This is a genomic window from Aeromonas sp. sif2433 (assembly GCF_019218705.1).
GTDB lineage: Bacteria > Pseudomonadota > Gammaproteobacteria > Enterobacterales > Aeromonadaceae > Aeromonas > Aeromonas encheleia.
On the sequence record NZ_JAHUXD010000002.1, the window covers coordinates 439115 to 465917 of the forward strand.

General features: G+C 63.1%; 27 protein-coding genes. All 27 read right to left on the reverse strand.

What is annotated here, in order from left to right; translation table 11 throughout:
* Positions 1-2: 2 nt before the first annotated feature.
* A complete protein-coding gene (locus KW825_RS04995) occupies positions 3-920 on the reverse strand; it encodes a flagellar motor protein MotB (protein ID WP_218328439.1) in 918 nt (305 codons plus the stop codon).
* A 2-nt stretch (positions 921-922) separates the two neighbouring features.
* Entirely contained in the window at positions 923-1660 is a 738-nt protein-coding gene (locus KW825_RS05000; RefSeq protein ID WP_218328440.1) for a flagellar motor protein, read from the reverse strand.
* A 2-nt stretch (positions 1661-1662) separates the two neighbouring features.
* Positions 1663-2784 (reverse strand): chemotaxis response regulator protein-glutamate methylesterase, encoded by a 1122-nt coding sequence (locus tag KW825_RS05005; protein ID WP_218328441.1) that lies wholly within the window; start codon positions 2782-2784, stop codon positions 1663-1665.
* A 32-nt stretch (positions 2785-2816) separates the two neighbouring features.
* On the reverse strand, positions 2817-4940 hold the full coding sequence (locus KW825_RS05010) for a chemotaxis protein CheA (RefSeq protein WP_218328442.1): 2124 nt from the start codon (positions 4938-4940) through the stop codon (positions 2817-2819).
* A gap of 11 nt (positions 4941-4951) precedes the next feature.
* A complete protein-coding gene (locus KW825_RS05015; RefSeq protein ID WP_042652593.1) occupies positions 4952-5692 on the reverse strand; it encodes a protein phosphatase CheZ in 741 nt (246 codons plus the stop codon).
* A gap of 12 nt (positions 5693-5704) precedes the next feature.
* Positions 5705-6088: a chemotaxis response regulator CheY gene (gene cheY / locus KW825_RS05020; protein WP_010673934.1), complete on the reverse strand. Its 384-nt coding sequence runs from the start codon at positions 6086-6088 to the stop codon at positions 5705-5707.
* 111 nt (positions 6089-6199) lie between these two features.
* Entirely contained in the window at positions 6200-6919 is a 720-nt protein-coding gene (locus KW825_RS05025; RefSeq protein ID WP_218328443.1) for an RNA polymerase sigma factor FliA, read from the reverse strand.
* A complete protein-coding gene (locus KW825_RS05030; RefSeq protein ID WP_042652595.1) occupies positions 6912-7796 on the reverse strand; it encodes a MinD/ParA family protein in 885 nt (294 codons plus the stop codon). The genes KW825_RS05025 and KW825_RS05030 overlap by 8 nt, the downstream gene beginning before the upstream one ends.
* Positions 7789-9213 carry a flagellar biosynthesis protein FlhF gene (gene flhF, locus KW825_RS05035; protein ID WP_218328444.1) on the reverse strand — a complete coding sequence of 475 codons (1425 nt, stop codon included), beginning with the start codon at positions 9211-9213 and terminating at the stop codon, positions 7789-7791. The genes KW825_RS05030 and flhF overlap by 8 nt, the downstream gene beginning before the upstream one ends.
* Before the next feature lie 16 nt (positions 9214-9229).
* Complete coding sequence (gene flhA, locus KW825_RS05040) at positions 9230-11332, reverse strand: flagellar biosynthesis protein FlhA (protein WP_218290685.1); 2103 nt, start codon at positions 11330-11332, stop codon at positions 9230-9232.
* 270 nt (positions 11333-11602) lie between these two features.
* The gene (gene flhB / locus KW825_RS05045) at positions 11603-12733 is read right to left on the reverse strand and encodes a flagellar biosynthesis protein FlhB (RefSeq protein WP_218328445.1); all 1131 of its coding nucleotides are present in this window, start codon (positions 12731-12733) and stop codon (positions 11603-11605) included.
* Positions 12726-13523: a flagellar biosynthetic protein FliR gene (gene fliR / locus KW825_RS05050; protein WP_218328446.1), complete on the reverse strand. Its 798-nt coding sequence runs from the start codon at positions 13521-13523 to the stop codon at positions 12726-12728. Before fliR ends, flhB begins: the two co-directional genes overlap by 8 nt.
* A gap of 99 nt (positions 13524-13622) precedes the next feature.
* Positions 13623-13892, reverse strand: coding sequence for a flagellar biosynthesis protein FliQ (gene fliQ, locus KW825_RS05055; RefSeq protein WP_042652600.1), 270 nt, complete (start codon positions 13890-13892; stop codon positions 13623-13625).
* An 18-nt stretch (positions 13893-13910) separates the two neighbouring features.
* Positions 13911-14666, reverse strand: coding sequence for a flagellar type III secretion system pore protein FliP (gene fliP / locus KW825_RS05060; RefSeq protein WP_218328447.1), 756 nt, complete (start codon positions 14664-14666; stop codon positions 13911-13913).
* Positions 14653-15027, reverse strand: a complete 375-nt coding sequence (gene fliO, locus KW825_RS05065) for a flagellar biosynthetic protein FliO (RefSeq protein WP_042652602.1) — start codon at positions 15025-15027, stop codon at positions 14653-14655. The genes fliP and fliO overlap by 14 nt, the downstream gene beginning before the upstream one ends.
* 61 nt (positions 15028-15088) lie before the next feature.
* Positions 15089-15484 carry a flagellar motor switch protein FliN gene (gene fliN / locus KW825_RS05070; protein ID WP_042650085.1) on the reverse strand — a complete coding sequence of 132 codons (396 nt, stop codon included), beginning with the start codon at positions 15482-15484 and terminating at the stop codon, positions 15089-15091.
* 49 nt (positions 15485-15533) lie between these two features.
* The gene (gene fliM / locus KW825_RS05075; RefSeq protein WP_033130817.1) at positions 15534-16604 is read right to left on the reverse strand and encodes a flagellar motor switch protein FliM; all 1071 of its coding nucleotides are present in this window, start codon (positions 16602-16604) and stop codon (positions 15534-15536) included.
* 10 nt (positions 16605-16614) lie between these two features.
* Positions 16615-17124, reverse strand: a complete 510-nt coding sequence (gene fliL, locus KW825_RS05080) for a flagellar basal body-associated protein FliL (RefSeq protein ID WP_218328448.1) — start codon at positions 17122-17124, stop codon at positions 16615-16617.
* Between the two features lie 57 nt (positions 17125-17181).
* A complete protein-coding gene (locus tag KW825_RS05085) occupies positions 17182-19260 on the reverse strand; it encodes a flagellar hook-length control protein FliK (RefSeq protein ID WP_218328449.1) in 2079 nt (692 codons plus the stop codon).
* A gap of 86 nt (positions 19261-19346) precedes the next feature.
* Positions 19347-19787, reverse strand: coding sequence for a flagellar export protein FliJ (gene fliJ / locus KW825_RS05090; RefSeq protein WP_042652604.1), 441 nt, complete (start codon positions 19785-19787; stop codon positions 19347-19349).
* 23 nt (positions 19788-19810) lie between these two features.
* A complete protein-coding gene (gene fliI, locus KW825_RS05095; protein WP_042652605.1) occupies positions 19811-21142 on the reverse strand; it encodes a flagellar protein export ATPase FliI in 1332 nt (443 codons plus the stop codon).
* A 42-nt stretch (positions 21143-21184) separates the two neighbouring features.
* A complete protein-coding gene (gene fliH, locus KW825_RS05100) occupies positions 21185-21982 on the reverse strand; it encodes a flagellar assembly protein FliH (protein WP_042652606.1) in 798 nt (265 codons plus the stop codon).
* A gap of 57 nt (positions 21983-22039) precedes the next feature.
* Positions 22040-23101 (reverse strand): flagellar motor switch protein FliG, encoded by a 1062-nt coding sequence (fliG, locus tag KW825_RS05105; protein WP_042652607.1) that lies wholly within the window; start codon positions 23099-23101, stop codon positions 22040-22042.
* On the reverse strand, positions 23094-24803 hold the full coding sequence (fliF, locus tag KW825_RS05110) for a flagellar basal-body MS-ring/collar protein FliF (protein WP_042652608.1): 1710 nt from the start codon (positions 24801-24803) through the stop codon (positions 23094-23096). The genes fliG and fliF overlap by 8 nt, the downstream gene beginning before the upstream one ends.
* A 53-nt stretch (positions 24804-24856) precedes the next feature.
* Entirely contained in the window at positions 24857-25174 is a 318-nt protein-coding gene (fliE, locus tag KW825_RS05115) for a flagellar hook-basal body complex protein FliE (protein WP_042652845.1), read from the reverse strand.
* A 275-nt stretch (positions 25175-25449) separates the two neighbouring features.
* On the reverse strand, positions 25450-26226 hold the full coding sequence (locus tag KW825_RS05120) for a hypothetical protein (protein ID WP_218328450.1): 777 nt from the start codon (positions 26224-26226) through the stop codon (positions 25450-25452).
* Positions 26227-26328: 102 nt separating this feature from the next.
* Positions 26329-26754, reverse strand: coding sequence for a glutaredoxin-dependent arsenate reductase (gene arsC / locus KW825_RS05125; RefSeq protein WP_218328451.1), 426 nt, complete (start codon positions 26752-26754; stop codon positions 26329-26331).
* Between the last annotated feature and the right edge of the window lie 49 nt (positions 26755-26803).

Below are 26803 nucleotides of genomic sequence, written 5' to 3' on the forward strand. Positions count from 1 at the left end.
TATCAATCCTGTCTTGTTGTTATTCGTATGCCACCACCGGGCAGCGTCACTACCCTGACGTCCTCCGCCTCTGCCGCCTGTTGCGCGGCCGGGACAGATGGTTCCGTCACGGGTCTGACGGGAGCCGGTGGCGGCACCCAGGCGAACCTTGAGATGGCGACCACGACCTTGCGATTCTGTAACCGCCCCTGTTCACTGCCGTTATCGGCGAAGGGCGAAAATTCCCCATAGGCCTCGTACGCGAGTCGCTGGGGCGCTATCCCCTTGGCGACCAGGGCGCCGAGCACGGCCTCGGCCCGTGCGGCGGACAGTGCCCAATTGGAGCGAAAAATTTCATTATTTATCTGCTGGTTATCCGTATAACCCCGCACCCTGATGTAGTTATCGACCGGTTTCAGAATACCTGAAAGCGTATCGAGCACCGGGGCGGCATTGGCCCCCAGGAAGGCGCTGCCGCTGTTGAACAGCAGCCCAGAGCTCAGCTCCACCGTCAGCCAGTTGTCATCCTGCGCCAGCTTGACCACCCCGGCCTCGACCAGCGCGCCCATGGATTGCTGCAATTGCAGATCGATGGTGGCGAGGGCCGTGCCGTCCTGCTGGATGGGCACGCCGGAGATGGGGGCAAGGGAAGGCGACGGGGACGCCGTGCTCTCCAGCAGCGAGGGGGCGGCCGACACCGGCTGATTCAGCAGGGACTTGCCCTGCCCGTCCAGCAAGCCGTCGCTGCGCGGCACCACCTGCTGGTTGAACGCCTGGGTCATGCCGTCGATGACGGCGCGATACTTCTCCTTGTTGACGATGGCCACGGAGTAGAGCACCACGAAGAGCGCGAAGATGAGCGTCATGTAATCGGCATAGGAAACCAGCCAGCGGTCGAGATGCTCTCGCCCTTGCAGATGCAAACGGTAACGCTTGCGCATGGCTATTCCCCTTTCAGATAGGCCTTCAACCGCCGTTCAACCTGCAGACCATTCTCGCCATGGGCGATGGCCAGCAGCCCCTCCAGGGTCATCTCCTGATAGAGACCGTACTGGTAATGGAACGCCCGCAGGCGGTTGGCCACCGGTAGATAGAGCAGGTTGGCGAAGCCCACCCCATAGATGGTCGCGACGAAGGCGATGGCGATGCCGGCGCCGAGCGTGTTCGGTTCATCCAGGTGAAACATGGCCTGGATGAGGCCGATCACGGCGCCTATGATGCCGATGGTCGGGCTGTAGCCCCCCATGGCCTCGAACACCCTGGCGGCGTGCTCGTTGCGCTCCTGCTCGATGTCGATGTCCGCCTCCAGCAGCATGCGGATGTCTTCGATGGAGACCCCGTCCACTATCATGGTCAGGCCCTGACGGGTGAAGGGATCGGCCTCGGCGTCGGCCTGGTCTTCCAGCGCCAGCAAGCCTTGCTGGCGGGCGAAGACGGCCCAGGTCTGCAGCCGCTCCGCCTGCTGACGCAGATCCCAGTGCGGGGGGAACAGCATCCAGCCGGCTTGCCTGAGCGCCTCCAGCAGGTATTTGCGGGGCGTCTGCAGGATCACCGCGCCCCAGGTGCCGCCCACCACTATGACGAAGGCCGGGCCGTCCAGCAGGGTCAGCAGGGTACCGCCGTGCCACCACTGGGCAACGGCCACGGCCCCCAACGCCAGCAACAGACCGAGCATGCCCATGGTTAGCGGCCCAACTCGACCAGGATGCGCTGCGCCACCCGATCCAGCGGCAGTGACTCGCTCGCGATGCCGGCCTTGGCGACCGCCTGCGGCATGCCGTAGACGACACAGGAGGCTTCATCCTGCGCCCAGATGGTGGACCCCTGCTCCTTGAGCAGACGAGCGCCATCCCGGCCGTCGGCGCCCATGCCGGTCAGCACTATGGCGAGCACCTTGTCGCCATAGATCTTGGCCGCCGAGGCGAAGGTGATGTCGACGCAGGGCTTGTAGTTGACCTTGTCATTGCCCTCTATGATGCGGATGCGTGCCCCTGGCCCGCGCCCTTCCAGCAGCATCTGCTTGCCGCCCGGCGCCAGGTAGGCCTGACCCGGTTTCACCACGTCGCCGTCCTCCGCCTCCTTGACCCCGATCAGGCACAGGCCGTTGAGACGGGCGGCGAAGGCCGCGGTAAAGGTCGCCGGCATGTGCTGGATCAGCAAAATGGGGTGAGGGAAATCCCCCGGCAGCTTGGTCAGCACGTTTTGCAACGCCACTGGTCCGCCGGTGGAGGTGCCGATGGCCACCAGCTGATAGCTCTTGCCGCTGCGCTTGAAGCTCGCGAAGCTCGCGGGGGCGCTCGGCGCGCGTACCGGCTCGGGCGCTCGCTCGCCGGGGCGAGCCGTGGTGCCGCCCGGGACGGGCCGTACCACGGGCTCCGCCACCCTGGGCTTGGCCGCCATCAGGAAGCGCTTGCGGGCGATCTCCCTGACCCGCTGCTGCAACAGCCTGACCGCTTCGTCCTTGTCGCGGGCGATGTCTTCGAACTTCTTGGGGAGAAAGTCGAGGGCACCGGCATCCAGCGCATCCAGGGTCGCCTTGGCGCCATCGTGGGTCAGCGAGGAGAACATCAGTATGGGGGTGGGACACTTGGCCATGATCTCGCGCACGGCGCTGATGCCGTCGAGTACCGGCATCTCTATGTCCATGGTGATGACATCGGGCCGCAACTGCAGCGCCTTGTCCACCGCCTCCCGTCCATTCTGGGCCGTGTCGATCACCGTCATCAGGGGATCCTGATTGATAATTTCGCTGACCCTGCGGCGGAAGAAGCTCGAATCGTCGACCACTAATACCTTGACTGCCATTGTTATTCTTCTAACTCCTCGGGTCGGAACGATCAGTGCCGGCGCGCATAGGCCTTGAGCAGGCTGGGTACATCCAGAATGAGGGCGATGCCGCCGTCGCTGGTGATGGTGGCACCGGCCATGCCGGGGGTGCCCTGCAGCAGGTTGTCCAAGGGCTTTATCACCACCTCTTCCTGGCCGATGAGATTGTCCACGACGAAGCCTACCTGCTGGGTACCGATCTGCACTATGACCACGTGGCCGGTGTCCTGGCGCGCCGTCTTGCCGGCGCCGCGTACCAGCCACTTGTGCAGGTAGAACAGCGGGATCGCCTTGTCGCGCACTATGATGGTGAGCTGGCCGTCCACCACGTTGGCCTTCTTCAGGTCAAGATGGAAAATCTCGTTCACGCAGCCGAGCGGCAGGGCGAAGGTCTGAGCCCCCACTTCCACCATCAGGGTCGGCAGTATGGCCAGAGTGAGCGGGACCTTGATCTCGAGGCGAGTGCCCTTGCCCCAGGTCGAATCTATGTGCACCGAGCCATTCAGGCTGACGATGCTGGTCTTCACCACGTCCATGCCGACGCCACGGCCCGAGATGTCGGAGATCTCCGACTTGGTGGAGAAACCGGGGGCGAAGATCAGGTTGTAGGCATCGTTGTCGCTCATGCGCGCCGCGCTGTCGGCATCGAGCACGCCGCGGCTGATGGCGATGGATTTCAGCTTCTCCGGATCCATGCCGGCGCCGTCATCCTCGATGCAGAGCAGGATGTGATCCCCTTGCTGGGAGGCGCTCAGGGTGATGGTGCCCTGACGGGGCTTGCCCGCCTTCTCGCGCACATCCGGCATCTCGACGCCGTGATCGCAGGAGTTGCGCACCAGGTGCACCAGGGGATCGGCCAGGGCCTCGACCAGGTTCTTGTCGAGATCCGTCTCCTCCCCGACCATGATCAATTCGATGTCTTTCTTGAGGGTCCTGGCCAGATCGCGCACCACCCGGGGGAAGCGACCGAACACCTTCTTGATGGGCTGCATGCGGGTCTTCATGACCGCCCCCTGCAGATCCGCCGTCACCACATCCAGGTTGGCCACCGCCTTGGACATCTCCTCGTCGTTGCTGGCGATGCCGAGGCTCACCAGGCGGTTGCGCACCAGCACCAGCTCACCCACCATGTTCATGATGACGTCCAGGGTCTTGGTATCCACCCGCACCGTGGTGTCGTTCTGCATCGCATTGCCGCTCTCGGCGGGAGCCGCCTGCTTGGCAGGAGCGGGTGCCGGTGCTGGCTTGGCCGGTGTTGGGGCTGGCTTGGCGGGCGCTGGGCTGACCGCGACCGGCGCGCTGGGCTGGACCGGGGTCGGTGCCGGCGCAGCCGGAGGCGCCATGCTGTGTTGGGGCGCCTGGCCACGGCCGTGCAGCTCATCGAGCAGGCGTTCAAACTCGTCATCGTCGATGAGCGCGTCCACCTCTTGCTGGACCGATTGCAATGGGGCGAGATCCGGCGCTCCACCGTGCTGACCCTGGCCGTGCAGCTGGTCGAGCAGCGCCTCGAACTCGTCGTCCGTGATGTCGCCGGAGCCGCTCAACACCGGCGCGGCGGAGACCGTCGGCGCCTTGCCGGCACCGTGCAGTTCGTCCAGCAGGCGCTCGAATTCATCGGCGGAAATTTCATCGATGGAGCCACCGCCATTCACGGCGGCGGGGACGCTGGCGGGTATGCTCACCGGCTCGGGGGCAGGCGGCGGGACTATGGCCGCAGCGGCGACGGTGCGCAGCTGCTCCTGCCCTTCGGGTTTGCACAGCTCGTGCAGGTCGTGCAGGAGATCGGCAGAGGCCGGGCTGGTCGGCTCCCGGTTCTGTACCTGGGCAAACATGACGTTGATGGCATCCAGCGCCTGTAAAATGACATCCATCAGCTCGGCGCTCAGAGTCCGCTTGCCGTTGCGCAGCAGGTCGAACAGGTTCTCGGCGCCGTGGCAGACATCCACCAGCTCGGTCAGGGAGAGGAAACCGGCTCCGCCCTTGACGGTGTGGAAGCCGCGGAAGATGGCATTCAACAGATTCTTGTCATCGGGTCGCTTTTCCAAGTCGACCAGTTGTTCAGACAACTGTTCCAATATTTCTGATGCTTCGACCAAAAAGTCTTGCAGTATGTCTTCATCAACTTCGAAGGCCATGCGTCACTCCATTAGAATCCCAGACTAGACAGCAGATCGTCCACATCATCCTGGCCATTGACCACATCAGACCTTGTCTCAGGGTTCATGATGGGACCTTCTGCCTCGATGCCGCTTGCCGGCAAGCTGCGCACCGAATGCTCGATGGCGGCCTCACCAAACATGGTCAGCATCTCTATCAACTTCGTTTCAACTTCCTGCACCAGCTTGATGACCTTGCGGATCATCTGGCCGGTCAAATCCTGAAAGTCCTGTGCCATCAGGATTTCCGTCAGCAGTTGTCGTAACTTATCGGCATCCGTCTCCGAAGCCTTAATAAAATCATTCAGTTGATGGCAGAGTGCCTTGAACTGGCCCAGCTCAAGATCCCGGCTCATCAAGGCATTCCAATTGGGCATCACCAGCTGGATGTTGTCATTGAGCCGATCGGCAATGGGGAGACTGGCCTCGACCGCATCCATGGTGCGATTGGCGGCCTTGTCCGTCATGTCAATGACATAGCTCAGACGCTCCCGGGCATCGGGGATCTCGTGGGTGGCCAGGTCGGGGATCCTGGGATCCAGCCGAAAGTCCTGTAAAGAGTCGTGCAGTTGGCGGGTAAGCTGGCCGACCCTGTCAAACAGGGCGGCGGCATTGGGGGCACACACATCGGCGAGGATGGTATCGGCCTGTTCAAATTCACCTTGCTCGAGGTGGGCAACCAGCATCCTTGCCTGCTCGAGCGAGATCATGGCACTCGTTTTGGCCGTCATCCCTGCCACTCCTTAGCCGATGCGTTCAAAGATTTTGTCGAGCTTCTCTTTGAGAGTGGCGGCGGTGAACGGCTTGACGATGTAGCCATTGACCCCGGCCTGAGCGGCTTCGATGATCTGCTCGCGCTTGGCTTCGGCAGTCACCATCAACACCGGCAGGTGCTTGAGTTTGTCATCGAGACGGATCGCCTTGAGCAGGTCGATGCCCTGCATGCCAGGCATGTTCCAGTCGGTGACCACAAACTGGAAGTCGCCATTTTTCAACATCGGCAGCGCCGTGTTGCCATCGTCTGCTTCATGGGTATTGTTATATCCCAGGTCACGCAGCAAGTTCTTGATAATCCGGCGCATCGTTGAAAAATCATCCACGATGAGGATTTTCATGTTCTTGTCCAAAATTCCCTCCTAAATAGCCGCCAAAACGGCTCACTTACATGATGCAGAATGCAGGTTTTATGCTGCGAATTATGCCTTAGAGTTGCGTTCCAGTGTAGCCAGTACAACCACTTATAAATTCCAATCTCGCAGGCGGGCACGCAATCTGTGCATGGCCTGACTGTGTATCTGGCTCACCCGAGACTCACTCACGCTCAACACCTCGCCGATCTCGCGCAGGTTCAGCTCCTCGTCGTAATAGAGGGAGAGCACCAGCGCCTCGCGCTCGGGCAGGCGGGAGATATGCTCGGCCAGGGCGCCCTGGAAACGCTCGGCCGCCAGATCGTCGAAGCCGCCATGACCGCTGGCGTCATCGGGATGCCCTATCACATCCTCGCTGACCCCGAGATCCTCGATGCCGATGATCTTGCCGCAGGAGACGTCCTGCAGCATGCCGTGGTACTCGCCGAGGGAGACGCCCATCTGGGTCGCCACCTCGGTGTCCCTGGCATCGCGACCGTGCACCTGCTCCACGTTCTCGATGGCCTCGGCGATGGCGCGGCTGTTGCGGTGGACCGAGCGCGGCACCCAGTCGCCACGGCGGATCTCGTCGAGCATGGCACCGCGGATGCGGATGCCGGCATAGGTTTCAAAGCTGGCGCCCTTGCTGCCGTCAAAATTGCGGGAGGCTTCGAGCAGCCCAATCATACCTGCCTGGATCAGGTCATCCAGCAAGACACTGCTTGGCAGGCGAGCCAATAAATGCTGGGCGATCCGTTTAACCAGCGGAGCATGACGCTCGACCAGCACATAGGAATCCTGATGACGCAAGTATGCTTGGGTTTTATTCACGGGAGTCTTCCTGTGCTATGACCGGCTTTTGCAATAAATTTTCCAGGAAAAATTCGAGATGACCCCCTGGCTGATGCGGAATGGGCCAGCTCGCCGCCTTGTTGGCCAGGGCGCGAAACGCCAGGGCGGCCGGTGACTTGGGGAAGGCCTCGACGATCAGCTTCTGCTTGCGCACGGCGGCGCGCAGATTGGTGTCGTAGGGCACGCAGGCCACCAGCTCCAGCGAGGTGTCGAGGAAACGGTCGGTGACCCGGGTCAGCTTGGCGAAGAGCTCCTGCCCCTCGCGCAAGGAGCGCACCATGTTGGCCACCACCTTGAAACGGAACACGCCGTGATCCTTGGAGAGGATCTTGATGAGGGCGTAGGCATCGGTGATGGAGGTGGGCTCATCGCACACCACCACCATGATGTCCTGGGCCGCACGGGTGAAGCTCAGCACCATGTCGGAGATCCCCGCCGCCGTGTCCACCAGCAGCACGTCGACCTGGGTCTTCATCTCGCTGAAGGCACGGATGAGCTCGGCATGTTGCACCGGCGAGAGCTCGACCATGGACTGGGTACCCGAGGTGGCTGGCACTATCATCATGCCGTAGGGCCCCTCGACGATGATGTCGTCTATGGTGCACTCCCCGGCCAGCACATGGGACAGGTTGCGATGCACCCGCAGCCCCAGCATGACGTCGACGTTGGCCAGGCCAAGGTCGGCATCCAGCACCAACACCCGTTTGCCCTGGGCGGCCATGGCTCCCGCCACGTTCAGGGTGACGTTGGTCTTGCCCACGCCCCCCTTGCCTCCGGACACGGCGATCACTTTAACTCGATTGTTTTGACGCATTTTGCGCAGACCACTCGCCTGATCCATATAGATGTTACTCATAAAACTCCGAATCTTCGGCCTCGCCAAAACCTGAACCCCAGAAGTAGGGATCTTCTGTTTCCCGCTCCAGCGAACCCATGGCGGCACCGACCAGCAGCGCCGCGTTGGCAACTTGAATATCTTCCGGCACCCGCTGTCCATCGGTGATGTAGCTGATGGGCAGCGCGTTCTGGATGCATACGTTGATCACTTCACCCAGGTTCAGGCTCTCGTCCAGCTTGGTCAGGATGCAGCCGGAGAGCGGGATGCGCCGGAAGTGATCCACCGCCTCCTGCATCACCCGGCGCTGGGACGTCGCCGACATGACCAGATAACTGCGAATGCGCACCTTGGCATTCTTGACCAAGGTGTCGAGCTGCTCGGTCAGGCGGATGTCCCGCTGACCCACCCCGGCGGTATCGATGAGCACCAGCCGGCGGTTGCGGAACTGATAGAGCGCGTTGGCCAGCTCTTCGGCGTCCCTCACCTGGCGCACCGGGCAGCCCATGATGCGACCATAGGTCTGCAACTGCTCGTGGGCCCCGATCCGGTAGTTGTCGGTGGTGATGAGGGCCACCTGCTCGGCGCCGTATTTCATGGCGAAGCGGGCCGCCAGCTTGGCGATGGTGGTGGTCTTGCCCACCCCGGTCGGGCCGAGCAGCGCCACGGCACCGCCCTGGCGCAGGATCTCGTCTTCGCTGATCTTGAGCTGGGCCGTCAGTACCTCGGCCAGCTGGGCCATGGCCTGATGAATGGGCATCTCCTCCGGGATCAACCCGGCGAGCTGGTCGGCGAAGGCATCATCGAACCCCATCTTCTTGAGTTCCTTGATGAGCAGCGCCCGCATCGGCTCGCGGCGCTCCACCTCCTGCCACATCAGGCCGGAGATCTGGTGCTCGAGCAGCTTGCGAATGCTGGCCATCTCCTTGCGCATCCCTTCCATCTCCTGATCCCGCTGGGCGGGTTGGGCAGGACGCGGGCCGGGCGCAGGACGAGCCTTGGGCTTGACGGGTTCGGGGGCGGCGCCCCACTGGCCCTGTTCGGCCAGGGTTCTGGGCGCCGCATTGGCCGACACCAGGCCGGCGGACTGATTGCCACTCGCCGCCGGATTGGCGGGATTGGCGGGATTGAGTTTCTGCTGGCGCGCCAGCAGGGCCGCCAGGGTGTCGGCATAGTATTCGTTCTGCTCCTTGGGGGGAGCCGAGCGCGTCATCTGCTTGCCCGCAGACGAGATATTGACGCTCTCATCGTTCAACTGACGGCGAACCGGCGCATCTTTAGGTCCAGGCACCTGAGACTGATAATCGACGGCCGCGACTATCTCCACCCCACCGGTGACCTTCTTGTTGGACATGATGACAGCATCCGGCCCGAGTGTCTCCTTGACCTCGGCCAGGGCCGTGCGCATGTCTTTGGCAAAAAACCGCTTAATCTTCACCCGTCATCTCCGCTAACTAGCCCTGTCCTACCGCACTGACGATGCGGATTTGCTTGTCATCAGGCACTTCCTGATAAGACAGAACGCGTAATCCAGGAATGGCATTCTTGACAAATTTCGCCAGGGTATTGCGCAATATCCCCGATGTCAGAAGCACGGCCGGCTGGCCTTCCAGTTCTTGTCGTTGAGTGGCTTCCACCAGCGAGCGCTGCATCCGCTCCGCCAGTCCCGGTTCGATACCGGCGCCATCTCCCCCACCTGCTTGCAAGGATTGATGCAATATACGTTCCAATTCTGGCGCCAGGGTGATCACCGGAAGCTCGGGATCGGGACCCGCGATCTCCTGCACTATCAAGCGGCGCAGGGCGATGCGGCAGGCGGCCGTCAGCACTTCCGGATCCGGACTGCGCGGCGCATATTCCACGAGGGTCTGCAGAATAGTGCGCATATCGCGAATTGGCACGCCCTCATTGAGCAGATTTTGCAATACCTTGACCAGGTTGCCCATGCTGATCACCTCGGGCACCAGCCCCTCCACCAGCTTGCTCTGATGCTTCCCTATCATGTCCAGCAGCTGCTGCACCTCGTCGTGACCGAGCAGCAGGGCGGCATGGTTGGAGAGGATCTGGCTCAGGTGAGTGGCCACCACGGTGGCGGCATCCACCACGGTGTAACCCAGGGTCTGGGCGTGGGAGACCTGATCCTTGGCGACCCACACCGCCTCCAGCCCGAATGCGGGATCCTGGGTCGCGATGCCCTGGACCTGGCCGAACACCTGGCCCGGATTGATGGCCATCTCCTTGTCGTGGTAGACGGTGGCCTCGCCGGTACTCACTCCCATCAGCGTGATGCGGTACTGGTTGGGCGCGAGATCCAGGTTGTCGCGAATGTGCACGGCCGGCACCAGGAAGCCGAGCTCCTGGGAGAGCTTCTTGCGCACCCCCTTGATCCGGTTGAGCAGCTCACCGCCCTGGCTCTTGTCCACCAGCGGGATGAGCTGATAACCCACCTCCAGCCCTATGATGTCCACCGGCATCACATCGTCCCAGCTCAAGTCTTTCTGTTCGTGAGGCTGATCCGAGCTCTGGGGCATCAGCTCGCCCTTGGCCACCTTGGCGGCGCGCTGTTTCTCGCGCCGCAGCAGCCACCAGGCCCCGACCGCCGCTATGGCCCCCAGGCTCAGGAACGCCAGGTGCGGCATGCCGGGCACGCTGCCCATCATCAGCAGGATGCCGGCGGAGATCACCAGCGCCTTGGGATTCTCGAACAGCTGGCCGAGCACCGCCGTGCCCATGTCCTGATCGGTATTCTGGCGGGTCACTATGATGGCGGCGGCGATGGAGAGCAGCAGGGAGGGGATCTGGGCCACCAGGCCATCACCGATGGCGAGCAGGGTGTAGATCTGGGCCGCCTCGCCGAAGCTGAGCTGGTGCTGCATCATGCCGATGATGAAGCCACCTATGATGTTGATGAAGAGGATCATGATGCCGGCGATGGCATCCCCCTTGACGAATTTGGAGGCACCGTCCATGGAGCCGTAGAAGTCGGCTTCCTGGGTCACGTCCTGGCGCCGCTTCTTGGCCTCTTCCTGATTGATGAGACCGGCGTTCAGGTCCGCATCGATGGCCATCTGCTTGCCGGGCATGGCGTCCAGGGTGAAGCGGGCGCTCACCTCCGAGATCCGGCCCGCACCCTTGGTGACCACCACGAAGTTGATGATCACCAGGATCATGAAGACGATGATACCGACCGCATAGTTGCCACCGATCACCACGTTGCCGAAGGCCTCGATCACATGGCCGGCCGCCGCGCTGCCGTTATGGCCTTCCAGCAGCACGACCCGGGTCGAGGCGACGTTCAGCGCCAGCCGCAGCAGGGTGGCGATCAGCAACACGGTCGGGAAGGCGGCGAACTCCAGCGGCCGGCGGGTATAGACGGCCACCAGCAGCACTACGATGGAGAGGGCGATGTTGAAGGAGAACAGGATATCGAGCATCAGCGGCGGGATGGGCAGCACCACCATGCCGAGGGAGGCGAGCACCAGCAGCGGGGTCCCGACCCCCTTGCTGAGCAACCACCTGTACTCTGTTAAACGGCCCAATGCTGCCTTGAATCCCATCGTTATGCTCAATTATCAACTGCCAGTGCTGGACTAAAGCAAACATCAAGCCAACAATTCAATACATTGATACATAAGGTTTTTATTTTTAAGCTGTCAGAAGTCCGGCGGAGGGCATTCAGACAACCCTGGTCGGGACTGAAGAGAACGGGGTCAGCCGCGGCCAAACGTTCCGGGTCGATCGACATGGACCCGCGCTTGAACCAGGGTAGCAAACCGTCCCCGCCACCAATCCTGGCAGCAGAGGGCGTCGCAGTCATCTACAACAGGCTATTTGCGGAACTCAGGCGGGATGGGCAGATCCTTGGCGACCGGGGTCGGACGCCGGCCACGGCCACGGCGGAACTTCTTGAGCTGATAGACATAGGCCAGCACCTGGGCCACGGCGGCGAACAGCCCCTCCGGGATCTCGTGACCGATCTCGGTGGAGTGATAGATGGCACGGGTGAGTGCCGGGGACGGCATGATGGGGATCTCGTATTCCCGCGCTATCTCCCGGATCTTCATCGCCACCTCGTCGACCCCCTTGGCCAGCACCTTGGGGGCGGCCCCGGGTTTGCCCGTGTCGTATTTCAGCGCCACCGAGTAGTGGCTCGGGTTGGTGATGATCACATCCGCCTTGGGCACATCCCCCATCATGCGACGCATCGCCATCTCCATCTGCAGGCGGCGGATCCGCCCCTTGACCTCGGGCTTGCCCTCGCTGTCCTTGAACTCGTCCTTGATCTCCTGCTTGGTCATCTTGAGCTGACGATTGTGGTTCCAGGTCTGGAAGGGCACATCGATGGCGACGATGGGGATGAGGGAGCAGCAGAGGATGATCAGCATCCACAGCAGCAGGTCCAGCGCGTCTATGATGCCGCCGGGGAAGCCCTCGAGGGAGAGGTTGAGCAGGTGGTTGAACTGGCTCGACAGCATCCACCAGGCGAACAGGCTGATGAACACCACCTTGGCGATGGACTTGATGAGCTCCACCAGCGACTGCACCCCGAACATCCTCTTCAAACCACTCAAGGGGCTCAGCTTGCTCCATTTGGGCAGCATGGCCTCGGAGGAAAAATTCATTCCTCCCAGCAGGGTGTTGCCGACGAAGGCGGCGATGGTCACCAGCAGGAACAGCAGGCCGAGGGGCTGGATCAGCTCGGCCAGCAGGGTGGGCACCATGGCACCCATGGCGTTGGGATCGAAGGCCTGATCCCGCTCCAGGGTAAAGCCCATGGTGAGCACCTTGACCATGGCGCTGGCCAGGCTCTCCTTGAGCATCAGCAAGCCAAACACGGTCGCCAGCAGCACGCTGGCGGTTCCCAGCTCCTTGGAACGTGCAATCTGCCCTTTTTCCCGGGCCTGTTGCAGTCGTTTGCCCGTGGGTTGTTCTGTACGTTCCTGATCGGTATCAGCCATTCTGGCCACCGAAACACTGGGTGTTAATCAGTTCGCAGCTGGTCTCCTGCACCCGCTCCCAGATGGCGTCGAAGTGGCCCATGAAGCCGCCTATGGTGAGCCAGAGGATGAACAGGCCCGACATCATACTGACCGCGAAGCCGATGCTGAAGATGTTGAGCTGGGGCGCGGCCCGGGTCATGACCCCGAACGCGAAGTTGATGAGCAGCAGGGCGATGATGGCCGACAACGCCATCACCAGCGAGGCCTGATACATGACGCCGAGGAAGCTGACCAGGCGGCGGATGGCGGGCAGGGTCAGGCCGCTGTCCGAGACCGGCAGGGTCTCGAAGCTCAGCACCACCATCCGCAGCATCAGCAGGTGGCCATCCACCGCCAGAAACACCAGGGTCGCCAGCATCAGGTAGAACTGCCCCACCACGGGGGCAGACTGGCCATTCATGGGATCCACCAGGGTGGCGAAGCCCAGGCTGGTCTGCATGGCGATGATCTGGCCCGCCATCACGAAGCTCTCCAGCAGGAACTGGGTCATGAGACCCAGTGCGATGCCGATGAGCATCTGCTGCCCCAGCACCAGAAAGCTGCCGACGGAGAACAGCTCTATCTTGGGCATGGGTGGCAACAGGGGGGCGATGATGAGAGTAATGGCCAGCGCCAGGCCGATGCGGATGTGCGCCGGCGCCAGCCGGCTGCCAAACACCGCCATCACCATCAGCAGGCTGCTCACCCGTGCCAGCGGCCAGAGGATGGACGCCAGCCACTCCATGATGAGCGTGGTGGTATAGGTCATGCCGCCACCCGAATGATCAATCCATCACCTCGGGGGAGCCCTGACATACCGCCATCAGCAGGACGTCAGACGATGATGCTTGCGCCAACATGGTATGGATCATCCCACCACCTCGGGTATCTGGCTCACCATCAGCATGAAGAAGTCCATCAGGCTCTGCAGGCCCCAGTGGGCCCCCGCGCCCAGGGCGAACAGGGTCACGATGAGACGGGGCAGGAAGCTCAGGGTCTGCTCGTTGATGGAGGTCGCGGCCTGGAAGATGGCGACGATCAGCCCCACCATCAGGCTGGGCAGGATCACGGCGCACACCATGATGGTCACCAGCCAGAGTGCCTCACGAAACACGTCGACAAAGGTTTCCGGACTCATGTAATCGGCTCCTTGTGCTTAGCCGGCGCCCAGCCCGAAGCTGTTCGCGAGCGAGCCCAGGATCAGGTTCCAGCCGTCCACCATGACGAACAGCATCAGCTTGAAGGGCAGGGAGACCAGCATGGGCGACAGCATCATCATCCCCATGGCCATCAGGATGCTGGCCACCACCAGATCGATCACCAGGAACGGCAGAAACAGCATGAAGCCTATCTGGAATGCGGTCTTGAGCTCGCTGGTGACGAAGGCCGGGATCAACACCCGCAGCGGCACCTCGGTCGGCTTCTCCACCTGCACGTTCGCTATCTCCATGAAGGTGTTGAGATCCTTGACCCGGGTCTGGGCCAGCATGAACTGGTGGATGGGCTGTTCGGCTTTCTCCAGCGCCTCCTTGGGCCCTATGGTCTCCGCCAGATAGGGCTGCAGCGCCTCCTCGTTGATGCGATCCAGCACCGGCGACATGATGAAGAAGGACATGAACAGGGCGATGCCGATCAATACCTGGTTGGACGGACTCTGCTGCAGGCCTATGGCCTGTCTGAGGATCCCGAGCACCACTATGATCCGGGTGAAGGAGGTCATCATGATGACCATGGCCGGCAGGAAGGAGAGCGCGGTCATCAGCGCCAGCACCTGCAGGGTCAGGCTGTACTCCTGGCTGCCATCCGCCATGGTCTTGACGGTCAGCGCCGACATGCCGTCCTGGGCCAGCGCCAGGGGCGAGAACAGCAGCGACACCAGCGCCAGCAGCCCTATCCAGTTAGCTCTTTTCATGCTTGCCCATCAATTTGCCCAGCTGCTGGGAGAACGCCTGGGGCTGGCTCTCGTCCAGCGGCTGCTCCAGGCGGTAGAGGAAGTTGACCTGCTGCGGCGTCACCCCGATGAGCAGCTGTTGCTCGCCCACCTTGACCACCATCAGCTTCTCCTTGTAGCCCACCGGCAGGCTGGCGATGACCTTCATCTGGCCGCCCCCCATGACCTGAGTGAGCTTGCTCTTCTTGAGCAGGAAGCCCAGCACCAGGATGAGGCCGATCACCATCAGGCTGGAGAGCAGCCAGGAGGTGATGCTGGGCGGGTTGGCCCCCTCGGCCAGTGCGGGGGCGGCGAACAGCATTAAAGCAAGGACGCGGATCATTTGAGTTTTTTGATCCTTTCGGCCTGACTGATGATGACATCGGTCAGCGCAATGGTTCTGGTCATTTGAGCTTCTTGATCCGTTCTATCTGGCTGATGACATCGGTCAGGCGGATGCCGAACTTGTCGTTCACCACCACCACCTCGCCGTGGGCGATCAGGGTGCCGTTGACCAGCACATCCAGCGGCTCACCGGCGACCCTGTCCAGCTCGACTACCGAGCCCTGGTTCAGCTGCAGCAGGTTGCGGATGCTGATCTGGCTGCGACCGACCTCCATGGCGATGGTCACCGGAATGTCCAGAATGGTGTCCAGCTTGCGGCGCTCCTCGGCGCTGATGGGGGCATCGTCCCTCAGCTCCTCCAGCGGGGCCGGCTTGGCCTCCGCCGTGACCTGCTCCTCCAGCGCGGCCGCCCAGGCATCCGCCATCAAATCCTGCTCGTCATCGGTTCCGCTCATCTTGCTTCCTCATGCTGCTTCGTGACCCGCGTCTGACACGACGGGTCTGTTAGGAGTGTTTGTCTTCGATGCTGCGCTCGAGCTCTTCCAGCTCGGCCTCACCATCGATGCGTACGCCGCCCCGGGTCACCAGATGCATCTCTGTCTTGACCCCGTCAGGGCGCTTGAGTTTGTCGACTATCTTGAGCGCCACATTCTCCTTGGTGCGCCCCATCTTGGCGTGGAAGGTCGGCAGATCCTCCACGTAGACCAGCAGGTTCTCCGGCATCTCCACCGGGATGATGTCGCCGGGTTTCAGCTCCATCAGATCGCGCAGGGTCAGCTCGGTCTCCAGCAACTTGGCCTTGAGCTCCACCTTGACGTCCATGATCTCGTCGCGCAGCGCCTTGCTCCAGCGCACGTCGGTGTCGCCCTTGTCGCTCTGCACCCCGGCATCGAGCAGCTCGCGGATGGGTTCGAGCATGGAGTAGGGCATGGCCACGTGGAAGTCACCGCCGCCGCCATCCAGCTCGATGTGGAAGGAACTGACCACTATCACCTCGGTCGGGCTGACGATGTTCGCCATGGCCGGGTTGACCTCGGAGTCGAGGTACTCGAAGCCGACGTCCATCACCGGGGCCCAGGCATCCTTGTAATCCTCAAACACCAGCTTGAGCAGCATCTGGATGATGCGCCGCTCGGTGGGGGTGAACTCGCGCCCCTCGATCTTGGCGTGGTAGCGGCCGTCGCCGCCGAAGAAGTTCTCCACCAGGATGAACACCAGGCGGGCCTCCATGGTGATCAGCGCCGTCCCCTTGAGCGGACGGAAGCGCACCATGTTCAGGCTGGTTGGCACGAACAGGGTGTGTACATACTCGCCAAATTTCAGCATCTGCACGCCGTTGATGGAGACCTCGGCGGTGCGCCGCATCATGTTGAACAGGCTGATGCGCATGTGGCGGGCGAACCTTTCGTTCACCAGCTCCAGGGTCGGCATGCGGCCACGGACGATGCGGTCCTGGGAGGAAAAATCGAACTGGGCAATTCCGGGATCCCCGGCCGCCCCTAGCTCTTCCTCTTCGACATCATCGACACCGTGCAACAGGGCATCAATTTCGTCCTGACTTAACAGATCGCTCACGCTTCACCTTTCATTGCATGACAAAGCCGGTAAACAGCACTTGTTCTATTACGGGGGAAGAGACCAGGTCATTGAGCACCCGGCGACACTCTTCCAGTGAATCCTGGCGCAGCTTCTCCTTGCCCTCGAAGGTCATCAGCTGCTCGGCGGTGGCCGCGCTGAAGACGCGCAGCAGGGTCCCTTCGATCAGGGGAATGTTCTGTTTGGCCAGGGTCTCGTCGGCGGCCCCCCGCACCATCAGCTGGATCTTGATCTGTACCAGCCGATCCCGCTGGCCGCCCGCCACGTTGAACACGAAGGGCCGCGGCATGCCCACGTAGAGCGAAGGTTGCGGCGCGCTGGCCTCGGCCTTGGCGATCTCGGCCGCGTCGGCCGCCGGTTTGTCACCGCCGGCCAGCATGAACCAGGCACCGGCCCCGCCAGCCCCCAGCACGATGACGGCCAGGGCGACTACCATGATCAGCTTCTTTTTCTTGGCTGCCGCCGGGTCCTTCAGCGTCAGTTCGTTATCGTCTGCCATCCCTTGTCCACCCTAGTCTCAAACTTGTTCGGTATCATAAACTTACTCAGGCAGGCATCAAGCATAGAAATCAATTCCGGCCTCGTTTGCCGATTCCACCAGCAGACTCATGGTTCTGGTGGTGACCTCCCCTTCGGCGGGCTCACGGCCACCCAAGGTGCCGCCCCCGGATTGGCCCTGCTGGCCCTGACCGCTGAAGGGGGATTGCCCCTGGGATTGCTGTTGCTGCGGCTGCTGTTGAACCTGCGTCTGGCCGAGCTGGATCCCCTGCCCCGCCAGCATGTCGCGCAGCCTGGGCATGGCCTGCTCCAGCATCTCCCGGGTCTGGCCATGCTGTACCACGAAGTGGACGTTGGCCTGGTTGGAGGCGTCAATCTGGATCTGGATCTTCATCTTGCCGAGGCCGAGGGGATCGAGCTGGATCTCCGCCTGCTGCAGCTTGTCCGCCAGCATCAGGTTCACCTTCTGGTGCAACTGGGCCGGCGCCTCCGGGGTGGCCAGCCGCAGGTGCGGCAGGCTCTGGGCGTCCCGTCTGGCGGCCACTTCGGCCGCGGGCCTGTGCTCGGCGATCTGGCTGGCCTGCTGAGCTGATTGCGCGGAGGGGCTCGCCTCGCTCTGCTCGGTCGCACCGACCTCCAGCCCGCCATGCTTGCCGAGTTCCCCCGGCTTTTGTTTCGTATCGGGTTGCTTCAGCTCGGCGGCCACCTTGACCGCCACCGCGGGCTCGGCCTCCATCTGCTGGATGCCGGCCGACAGGGACGCCAGCGAGGCTTGCGGTCCCTGCGGCTCGTGGCTCGCCAGTATCTGTTGTGGCGCCGTCAGCACCGGCTCGGTGACCGGGGTGGCGAGCTGGGGTGCGGCGTTGTTCGCCACGGCGGCACCCGCTTCGGCCTTGGCCGCCAGGACCTGGGCCGATTTTAGCTGCTGTGCCTCGGCCCCCGGAGCTGGCTTGGCGCCATCCTCGGCGGGGGCCACGGGCTCGGTCCCCGTGGCAATATCCATTCTGATCTGCCCCTCACCGAAGGCCCTGGCCGCACTCCCTTGCGCCGATGGCCCGCTGTGGGCGGTTTGTGCTGTGTGAGCCACCTTCGCGGCCGGCTCAGGAGAGGCCGGCTGCTCGGCCTTGCCCACCGGGGTCGGCTCGCCACCCTCAGGCACCGGCTCGGTCGCCACCTGGGGCGCCTGCGGCAAGACTTTGGCCAGCAGTGCGGCCCGCGCCTTTGCGGACAATGGCGGTTGCTCCGCCACCTCGGCCTGCGCCGGCTTGCCACCCTTGTTCGTGTTCTGGGGGTCTGTGGCCGGCGTCTCTTCCTCCGGCAAACCGTCGACCCGGACGGTGCCTGCGGTGGAGGTAACGTCGGAGATGGCATCGGCACCCTCCCCTGTCTCAGCGTTCAGAGTTCCCCCTATCAGGGCCTCGCTCGGCTGCGCGGTCGCTGGCAGGGCATTCACCGCAACGGGCTTGCCGGCCTCGGGTCGGCTGGCTGACTGCGACTCGGGCGGCAAACTGTTGCCGTCCGTGGGAGCTGGCACGGCAGGCGCCGAGGCGACGACGGGGAGCGAGGTCTGGGCCGAAGGGGCGACCGGGAGACTGCCTTGTGCCGACGCCTCGACCGAAGGGGCGACAGGGTGACTGCCTTGTGCCGAAGGCTCGACCGAAGGGGCGACAGGAAGGTTGCCTTGCGCCGAAGGCTCGACCGAGGGGGCGACCGGGAGGCTGCCTTGCGCCGAAGGCTCGACCGTGGGTTCGGTCTGCACAGAAGCCACGACGGGGGGCGTGGACAAGCCGGCATCCTGCCTGAGGGAGGCCTGCAACTGCTGCAAGAAATCGGCGGGGGGCAGCTCGGCCTCGGCGGCCTCGCCCTTGGCTGGCTTGTCATGGCCGGCCTGGGACTCGTCCAGCGAGCTCGCCAAAGATTTGGCATCCACCTCCGGCAGCAGGCTCTCCCCGTCACCCCCTTGACTGGCAGAGGGGCTGATCTCGGTGCGCTGCGCCTTGGCCATGGCGTCGGCAAAGGCGGCCCTGGCATCGTCCAGCGAGGGCAACCCGGCGCCTTCGCCCGTGCCGAGGGGCAGACGAGCGTCGGCTGGCGTGGTCTGAGTGGCGGTGGCCTTGATCAACTGGGTCTGTATCATGCTGGGTCCCGAGAATCCTGTGCTGTTACCCACCCCGAGCGGGAGGTATTCAGGCTATGCGGCGGCGTTCGCCAGAAGAAAGCAAATTACAGGCCAGAATGGTGATAGCGCCGCAAGATGGCGTAGTCATCCAGCATCTTCTGCTCCTGACGCTGGGCCTTCTGGCGCGCGCGCCCCGCCTGTTTGTCGAGCAGCAGCTCGACGGCCTTGCGCCGCTGCTGGGCCTCCAGCCAGTCGGTGCGGCACTGGGCCAGTGCCTCGCGCACCTGCAACACCCCCTGGTACTGCTGGGTCGCCGCATTCTCCAGCTTGTTGATGAAGGCGTGATACTGGCTGTTCTGCTGGGGGGTGATCCCCTGCAGGCCACGGTCGGTCCACTGCTGGTGATAGATCTGGCGGTACTGGTTGAGCGCGTTCTGCTGATCCATGAAGAGCTTCAGATCCTGCTGGGCCTTGGCCAACGCCAGGGCGGCCTGCTGCTCGGCCTCCACCAGCCGTCCGGCCAGCAACTCCAATCCTTTACTCATAGTCGCACTCCAGATTCATGGCATCAGCGCATCAGTGGCATGGCCACCATGTGCAGGGATTGCAGGCCTTCGTCGTAGGGAACCACCTCGCGCATTTTCTGCTGCAAGAACTGATCCAGATAGGGTTTCTGGATGATGGCTCTGTCGATGCGGGGATCCGAGCCCTGGCTGTAGGCGCCTATGGTGATGAGATCCCGGTTCTGCTGATAGAGGGAGTAGAACTGCTTGAAGGTGCGCGCCAGCTCCATGTGCTCGGGGGAGGTCACCATGGGCATGACCCGGCTGATGGACTTCTCGATGTCGATGGCCGGATAGTGGCCCGCATCCGCCAGCTCCCGCGCCAGCACTATGTGGCCGTCGAGGATGGCCCGCGCCGCGTCGGCGATGGGATCCTGCAGATCGTCCCCCTCCGTCAGCACGGTGAAGAAGGCGGTGATGGAACCCTGGCCGTCGCTGCCGTTGCCGGCCCGCTCCACCAGCGCCGGCAATTTGGCAAACACCGAGGGCGGGTAGCCCTTGGTGGCCGGTGGCTCCCCCACCGCCAGCGCGATCTCGCGCTGGGCCTGGGCGTAGCGGGTGAGCGAGTCCATCAGCAGCAGCACGTTGAGCCCCTGATCGCGGAAATACTCGGCGATGGCCAGCGCCGTCTCGCAGCCCTTGAGCCGCATCAGCGGCGAGGCATCGGCGGGGGCCGCCACCACCACGGCGCGCTCGCGCCCCTCGGCGCCGAGGATCTCCTCGATGAACTCCTTCACCTCCCGGCCCCGCTCGCCGATGAGGCCAACCACCACCACGTCCGCCACCGAGCCGCGGGTCATCATGCCGAGCAGCACTGACTTGCCCACACCGGAGCCGGCGAACAGCCCCATGCGCTGGCCCTGGCCCACGGTGAGCACGGCGTTGATGGCGCGCACGCCGACGTCCATCGGCTTATGGATAGGGCGGCGGGAGAGCGGGTTGATGCGATGCTGGGCAAACTGCACCGTCTGGGAGGCGATGATGGGGCCGAGCCCGTCAAGGGGCTGGCCTATGCCGTCGATGACCCGGCCGAGCAGGTTCATGCCCACCGGGATGCCGTGGTCCTCGGTGATGGGCACCACCCGGGCACCGGGGATGACCCCCTTGAGCTGCTCACTCGGCATAAGGAACAGCCGATCGCCGGAGAAGCCCACCACTTCGGCCTCCAGCACGCCATCCTGGGTATCGATGCGGCAGAGGGCGCCGATGGCGGCGCGGCAGCCGATGGCCTCCAGCGTCAGCCCCACCACCCGGGTCAGCTTGCCCGCCACCGGGGGTATGGGGGCCAGATCACGCACCCGGTAGCCTTGCAGCCGTTTGAGCAAGGACGCTGTCATCGCGCCTCCAAAGGTAAAGGGAAAAGAGGCCGGGACAGGGGGTTAGTCGGCATTGTCGCGCAGGAAATTGCGCAGCAGCTGATCGATGCGCCCCGACAGGGCCAGATCGATGCTGGAGAGACTGGTAGCCAGTTGCAGATCGCCGGGGGAGAGGGTGGGGTCGCTCTGCAACCGCCAGCCGCGCTTGGCACACTCCTCCACCCCGAACGCCTGCTCGACCCTGGCCACGTCGTCCGGGTGCAGCAGCAGGGTGACCCCCTGCTCGGCGGCGGGCAGCAGGGCCAGCCCCTGCTTGAGCGCCTCCAGCAGCAGCCGGGGGGAGGTCTCGGCCTCGTGGCGGATGAGGGCGCGGGCCAGCTGCTGCACCAGGGCGATGAGCTGTTGCTCCACCGCCTGATCCTGTTCGCTGAGCGGGTTGGCGAGGCGATCGGCCAGCGTCTGCCAGTGGGCAATCTGTTGCTCCACCTGCTCGCGCCCCATGGCCAGCCCCTCCTCCCTGCCCTGCTCCAGACCCGCCTGATGGCCTTGCTGCAAGCCTTCCAGCTTGCCCTCCTCCAACCCCTTGGCAAAACCGGCCTCCCGGCCATCGGCCATGCCCTCTTCCCAGGCGGCCTGACGGATCGCCTCCAGCTCTTCCGCCGTGATGCTGGGGGTCGGCTCCTCCTCCGGCTCGGGGGCGGGGGCCTCGGCCTCCTGCTCCTGCCGGTACCAATCCGGGCTGAGCCCCAGGGCATTGCGCTCGACCTCGGAGATCACCTCCATCTCGGGCCAGCCCCAGGTCTGCACCTGGCTCTCGTCCGTCTCGGGTCTGACGTAACCCCGTTGCTTGTTGTTATTCATGCTCTAGAGGCGCTCCTGGCCGAGGCTGACATCATCACGCTGTTGCTGATCCATGGCTTAGAGGAACTCCTCGCCACCGCCGGCACCCAGCATGATCTCGCCCGCATCCGCCAGACGGCGGGCGGTGGAGAGGATCTCCTTCTGGGCGGCTTCGACCTCGGAGACCCGGATTGGCCCCATGGCCTCCAGATCGTCCGCCAGCATCTCGGCGGCCCGCTTGGACATGTTCTTGAATACCTTCTCGCGCATCTGATCGTCCGAGCCCTTGAGGGCCCGTTGCAGCAGATCCCCAGGCACTTCCCGCAGCAGGGTCTGGATGCCCCGATCGTCCACATCGATGAGGTTTTCGAACACGAACATCAAGTCCTGGATCTGCTGGCTCATCTCCTCGTCCGACTCGCGGATGGAGTCCATCAGCTGGCCTTCGATGTTGGTATCCAGGTAGTTCATGATGTTGGCGGCGGCCTTGAGGCCACCCATCTTGGCGGCCTGAGCCCCGGCCGCACCGGCGAACTGCTTCTCCATGATGTCGTTCAGTTCCTGCAGCGCCGCCGGTTGCACCTCTTCCAGGTTGGCGATGCGCATCACCAGATCCAGCCGCACCTGTTCCGGGAACTGGCTCAGGATCTCGGCGGACTGCTCCGGCTCCAGATAGGAGAGGACGATAGTCTGGATCTGCGGGTGTTCGTTCTGGATGATGCTGGCCACCTGGCGCGCATCCATCCACTTGAGGGAGTCGAGGCCGCGGGCCCCCGATCCCAGGATGATCTGATCCACCAGGTTGCTGGCCTTGTCTTCGCCGAGCGCCGCCACCAGGGCCTTGCGCACGAAGTCTTCGCTGCCGATGCCGATGTTGGTGTATTTCTGGATGTCGTCGATAAATTGACGATGCACCGCCGCCACCCGATCGTGACTGAAGTCCGACATGGAGGCCATCGACATGCCGAGCCGCTGCACCTGCTTGGGCTCCAGATGGCGGAAGATCTGGGCGGCATCCTCTTCGTTGAGGCTCAGCATCAACACGGCCGCCATCTCCATCCCGGCCATCTGGTCCAGGATCTGGCGCTGCACGTCGGTAATGTCGTTACCGGTGACTTGATTCTTCTTGTCTTCAGGCATCTCTGTTCGTTACCCATTCTTTAATGACCTGAGCGGCCAGATCCGGTTCATTCGCCACCAGCGCACGCACCGCCTTGAGCAAGTCTTCATCCCGGTGCAGATCCGGCAGCTTCAGGTGACCGTCGCGCACCCCGAACACGGGTTCGGCCTCGGCTTGCGCCGCCAGCAGACTCAGCTCGTCATCCCCACCCAGCACGGTGTGGTTGTCGAAGTCCAGCTCCCCTTCCGGTCTCGCATCCGGGTAGAGCAGGCGCTTGAGCATGGGCCTGACCACGGTGACGATCAGCACTATGATGACCAGCACGGAGGCGGCGATGCGCACCGCACGCCAGAACCAGGGCTGCTCGTAGAGCGGCATGTCGGCCACGGCCTCCAGCTCGGGGCGGTTGAACGGGATGGCGACCACCTCCAGGGTGTCCCCCCGAGTCACGTCGAAGCCGAGGCCACCGCTGAGCAGCCGGCGCAGGGTGTCGATCTCGGCCTGGCTGCGGGCCTCCCGGGTGACGGCGCCGTCGGCGCCTGGGATGGCCTTGTAATCCACCGCCACCGACACCGTCATGCGGCGAATGCCGCCCTGCTGGCGCCGGATGTGACTGACAGTGGTGTCCAGTTCGAAGTTGCGGGTCGCCTCCTTGCGGGAGCGGCCACTCGCCGCGCTCGCGTCGGCATCGGCGCCGGTCGCCTGCTGGGGAATGCTGGAGGCGGCCGGTGGCTGGTTGGAGAGCGCGCCAGGCACACCGCCATTACCGCCATTGGCGCTGTTCTCCTCGACAGTCATCTCGGAGCGCACGGCCGGCAAGTCCGGGTTGTAGGTCTTGCGGGTCTGCTCCTGCTGGGAGAAGTCGAGGGAGAGATCCACCTCCGCCGTATAGTTGTCGGCCCCCAATACCGGAATCAGGATGGCGTCAATTTTTTGTTTGTACTCCAGCTCCTGCTTCTGCTGCATCGCAAACTCTTTGCGGGTCTGGGCCGAGAGCGGATCCTGGGAGCCGGAGTTGAGCAGGCGCCCGTTCTGATCGGTGACGGTGACGCGGGTCGGCTCCAGACCGTGCACGGCGGAGGCCACCATGTCGACGATGGAGTCCACTTCCCCCTGACCGAGGGCGCTGCCTCTCAGGCTCAGCACCACGGTAGCGCTGGGCTTGCGTTCGTTGCGGGCGAACACGTTGTCCTTGGGAATGGCCAGCAGCACCTGAGCCTTGGCCACGTTCTGGAACTGTTCGATGGCGCTGGCCAGCTGGCGCTCGCGGCTGAGCTTGAGACGCTCGTTCTCCATGCGCTGGCTGACGCCGAAGCTGGAGTCCTTGAGCAGGATGGACTCGCCATCGTTGCTGACATCATTGTTGCCGGCCAGACCGGCACGGGTCAGGCCCAGCCGGATGTCTGCATATTTCTCGGCGCTGACCAGCACGCTCTTGCCCTCGACCTGATAGGGGATCTTCTGCTGATCCAGATAGTCGAGGGTGGAGACCAGCTCCTGGGTGCTGAAGGTGCCGAGCGGACGCATCTCCGGCTCCTTGCCCCACAACAGGATGAAGACGGCAATGGCCAGACAGATGGTCAACCCCAGGATCAGGGTGATCTGCCGCAGTACATCGGTGTTGGACAGGAAGCCCAGCGCCGAGCTCTTCTGCTCGTGCTCATCGAGGGCCGCCGCCCCGTCGTTGTTGATCAGCAGATCGCCGTTTTGATCAGTAGCCACGGATTATGTCCTTATTGCTGACATCTTCATGATGCTCAGTCGCCATGGGTTTCTTATACCGGCATGTTCATGATGGTCTTGTAGGCATCGACCATCTTGTTACGCACCTGCACCGTCGCCTCGAAGGCGATGGAGGATTTCTGCCCGGCGATCATCACCTCGGACAGGTCCACCGACTTGTCACCCATGTCGAAGCGGGTGCGCAGATCGTTGGCGCCACCCTGCAGCTCGTTGACGTTGTTGAGGGCCTGTTGCAGCATCTGGCCAAAATCCGAATTGACCTGACGACCGGGCTGGCTCAGCGGCGTGGCGCCGGCTTCGACCTTGAGCGCCTGCATCTCTTGCATCAGGCTGCTTGCACTTATTTCCATCTTCATCCCCAGACAAATCATTGACGCTGACAGGCTGTAAGCAATTAGGGTGCCAATGAAGACGGATCCTGCGACCAGCGATGGCGACGGGTCATCATTCAGACGAAACCAGCCCGCTGAGGGGCCAGGGCTGGCGCGGTGAAAAAGGAAGGGAACGGTGCGCATCGGGTCGCCTTTTCGGGCCTAGCCCCCGGCAGCCGGTAACGATGGCACCCGGATGCGGCATAAAAAATGGCCCGCATCGAGCGGGCCACGATAACAACAGATCCTGACGCTTACTGGGTCAGATCCTCGTCGATCCAGTATTTGGATCCGGTGATGCTGACGCCGTACATCAGACCCTGCTCGCCAAGCTGGTAGATGGCCATGCCGCCGTTGTAGCCGCCATCGAGCGATGCGCTCTCCTTGCCTGCCACGACGCCCGCCTCCGAGGTCGCCTCCCAGCCCTTGTTCACGAAGTTGTCAAAGGTCTGCTTGGTCTCGAACAACATCACCTGCTGATAGAACTTGCCGCCGAAGCCGGCCGCCATGCCCGCCCCGAACATCTTCATGTAAGTGTGCTTGCCGCTCGAGCGGTTGACCGCCACCCCGGATCCCTGGTTGGTGTGTATCATCAGGGAGAACTTGCGCGAGTCGAACACCGCATAGCCATAGGCCTTGTCAAACAACAGCTTGGCCGAGGGTTGCTCGTTGAACAGCCGCACCAGCGCGGTATCGGCCATGGTATCCAGCGCGGTGCGCGCCTCGGTCGGCGTCTTGGGCTCCAGCATGGTATCGAGCTTCTTGTCGGCTGCGGTCAGCCACTCCTTGCCGGTGGCCGCGCTCTCTTTCGTCCAGGCCCCGGTCTTGTTGTAGGCATCGGCCCCCCAGGTGGAGACCGACTCCCAGGTCGCCTTGGAGAAGTCGGTAATGCCCGCCCACGCCTCCTTGCCGGTCTCGCTCACCGCGGTCCCCAGATCGGCGGCGGCTTCCTTCAGCTTCGCCCAGTCGGCATGGCTTGGGGTAGAGGCCAGCGCCAGGGTGGCGGCAACTATCCAGGATCGGGTCTTCATAATATGTTCCTTATCATCTCTCATCGGCTGAGGGCCACCTTAGCAGATAGTTCGAGCTCATACAGCTCCTCACCACCGAGGTGCATGGGTAGTCCACCGCCATCAGCGCAGACGCTTGCCGCTCGCATCCACCACCTGCTCACCATCCTCCTTGGCGAAGGCCCCTTTTTGCTGATCGGGCAAAATATCGAGCACCAGTTCCGACGGGCGGCACAGTTTGGTACCGAGCGGTGTCACCACTATGGGGCGGTTGATCAGGATAGGGTGGGCCAGCATGGCGTCGATCAATTCATCATTGCTGAAGCGATCTTCCGACAGAGCGAGCGCCTCGTAGGGGGGCACGTTCTTGCGCAGCAAATCGCGCACCGGCATCCCCATGGCGGCGATCAGCGCCATCAGTTGGTCGCGGGAGGGGGGGGTCTCCAGATAATGGATGACGGTGGGCTCGACGCCGCTGTTGCGAATAAGCTCGAGGGTGTTGCGGGAGGTACCACATTCCGGGTTGTGATAGATGGTGATTGCACTCATTTTGCGTGTCTCTCATGGCTTAAGTGAATAAAAAAGTGGATAGCAAACC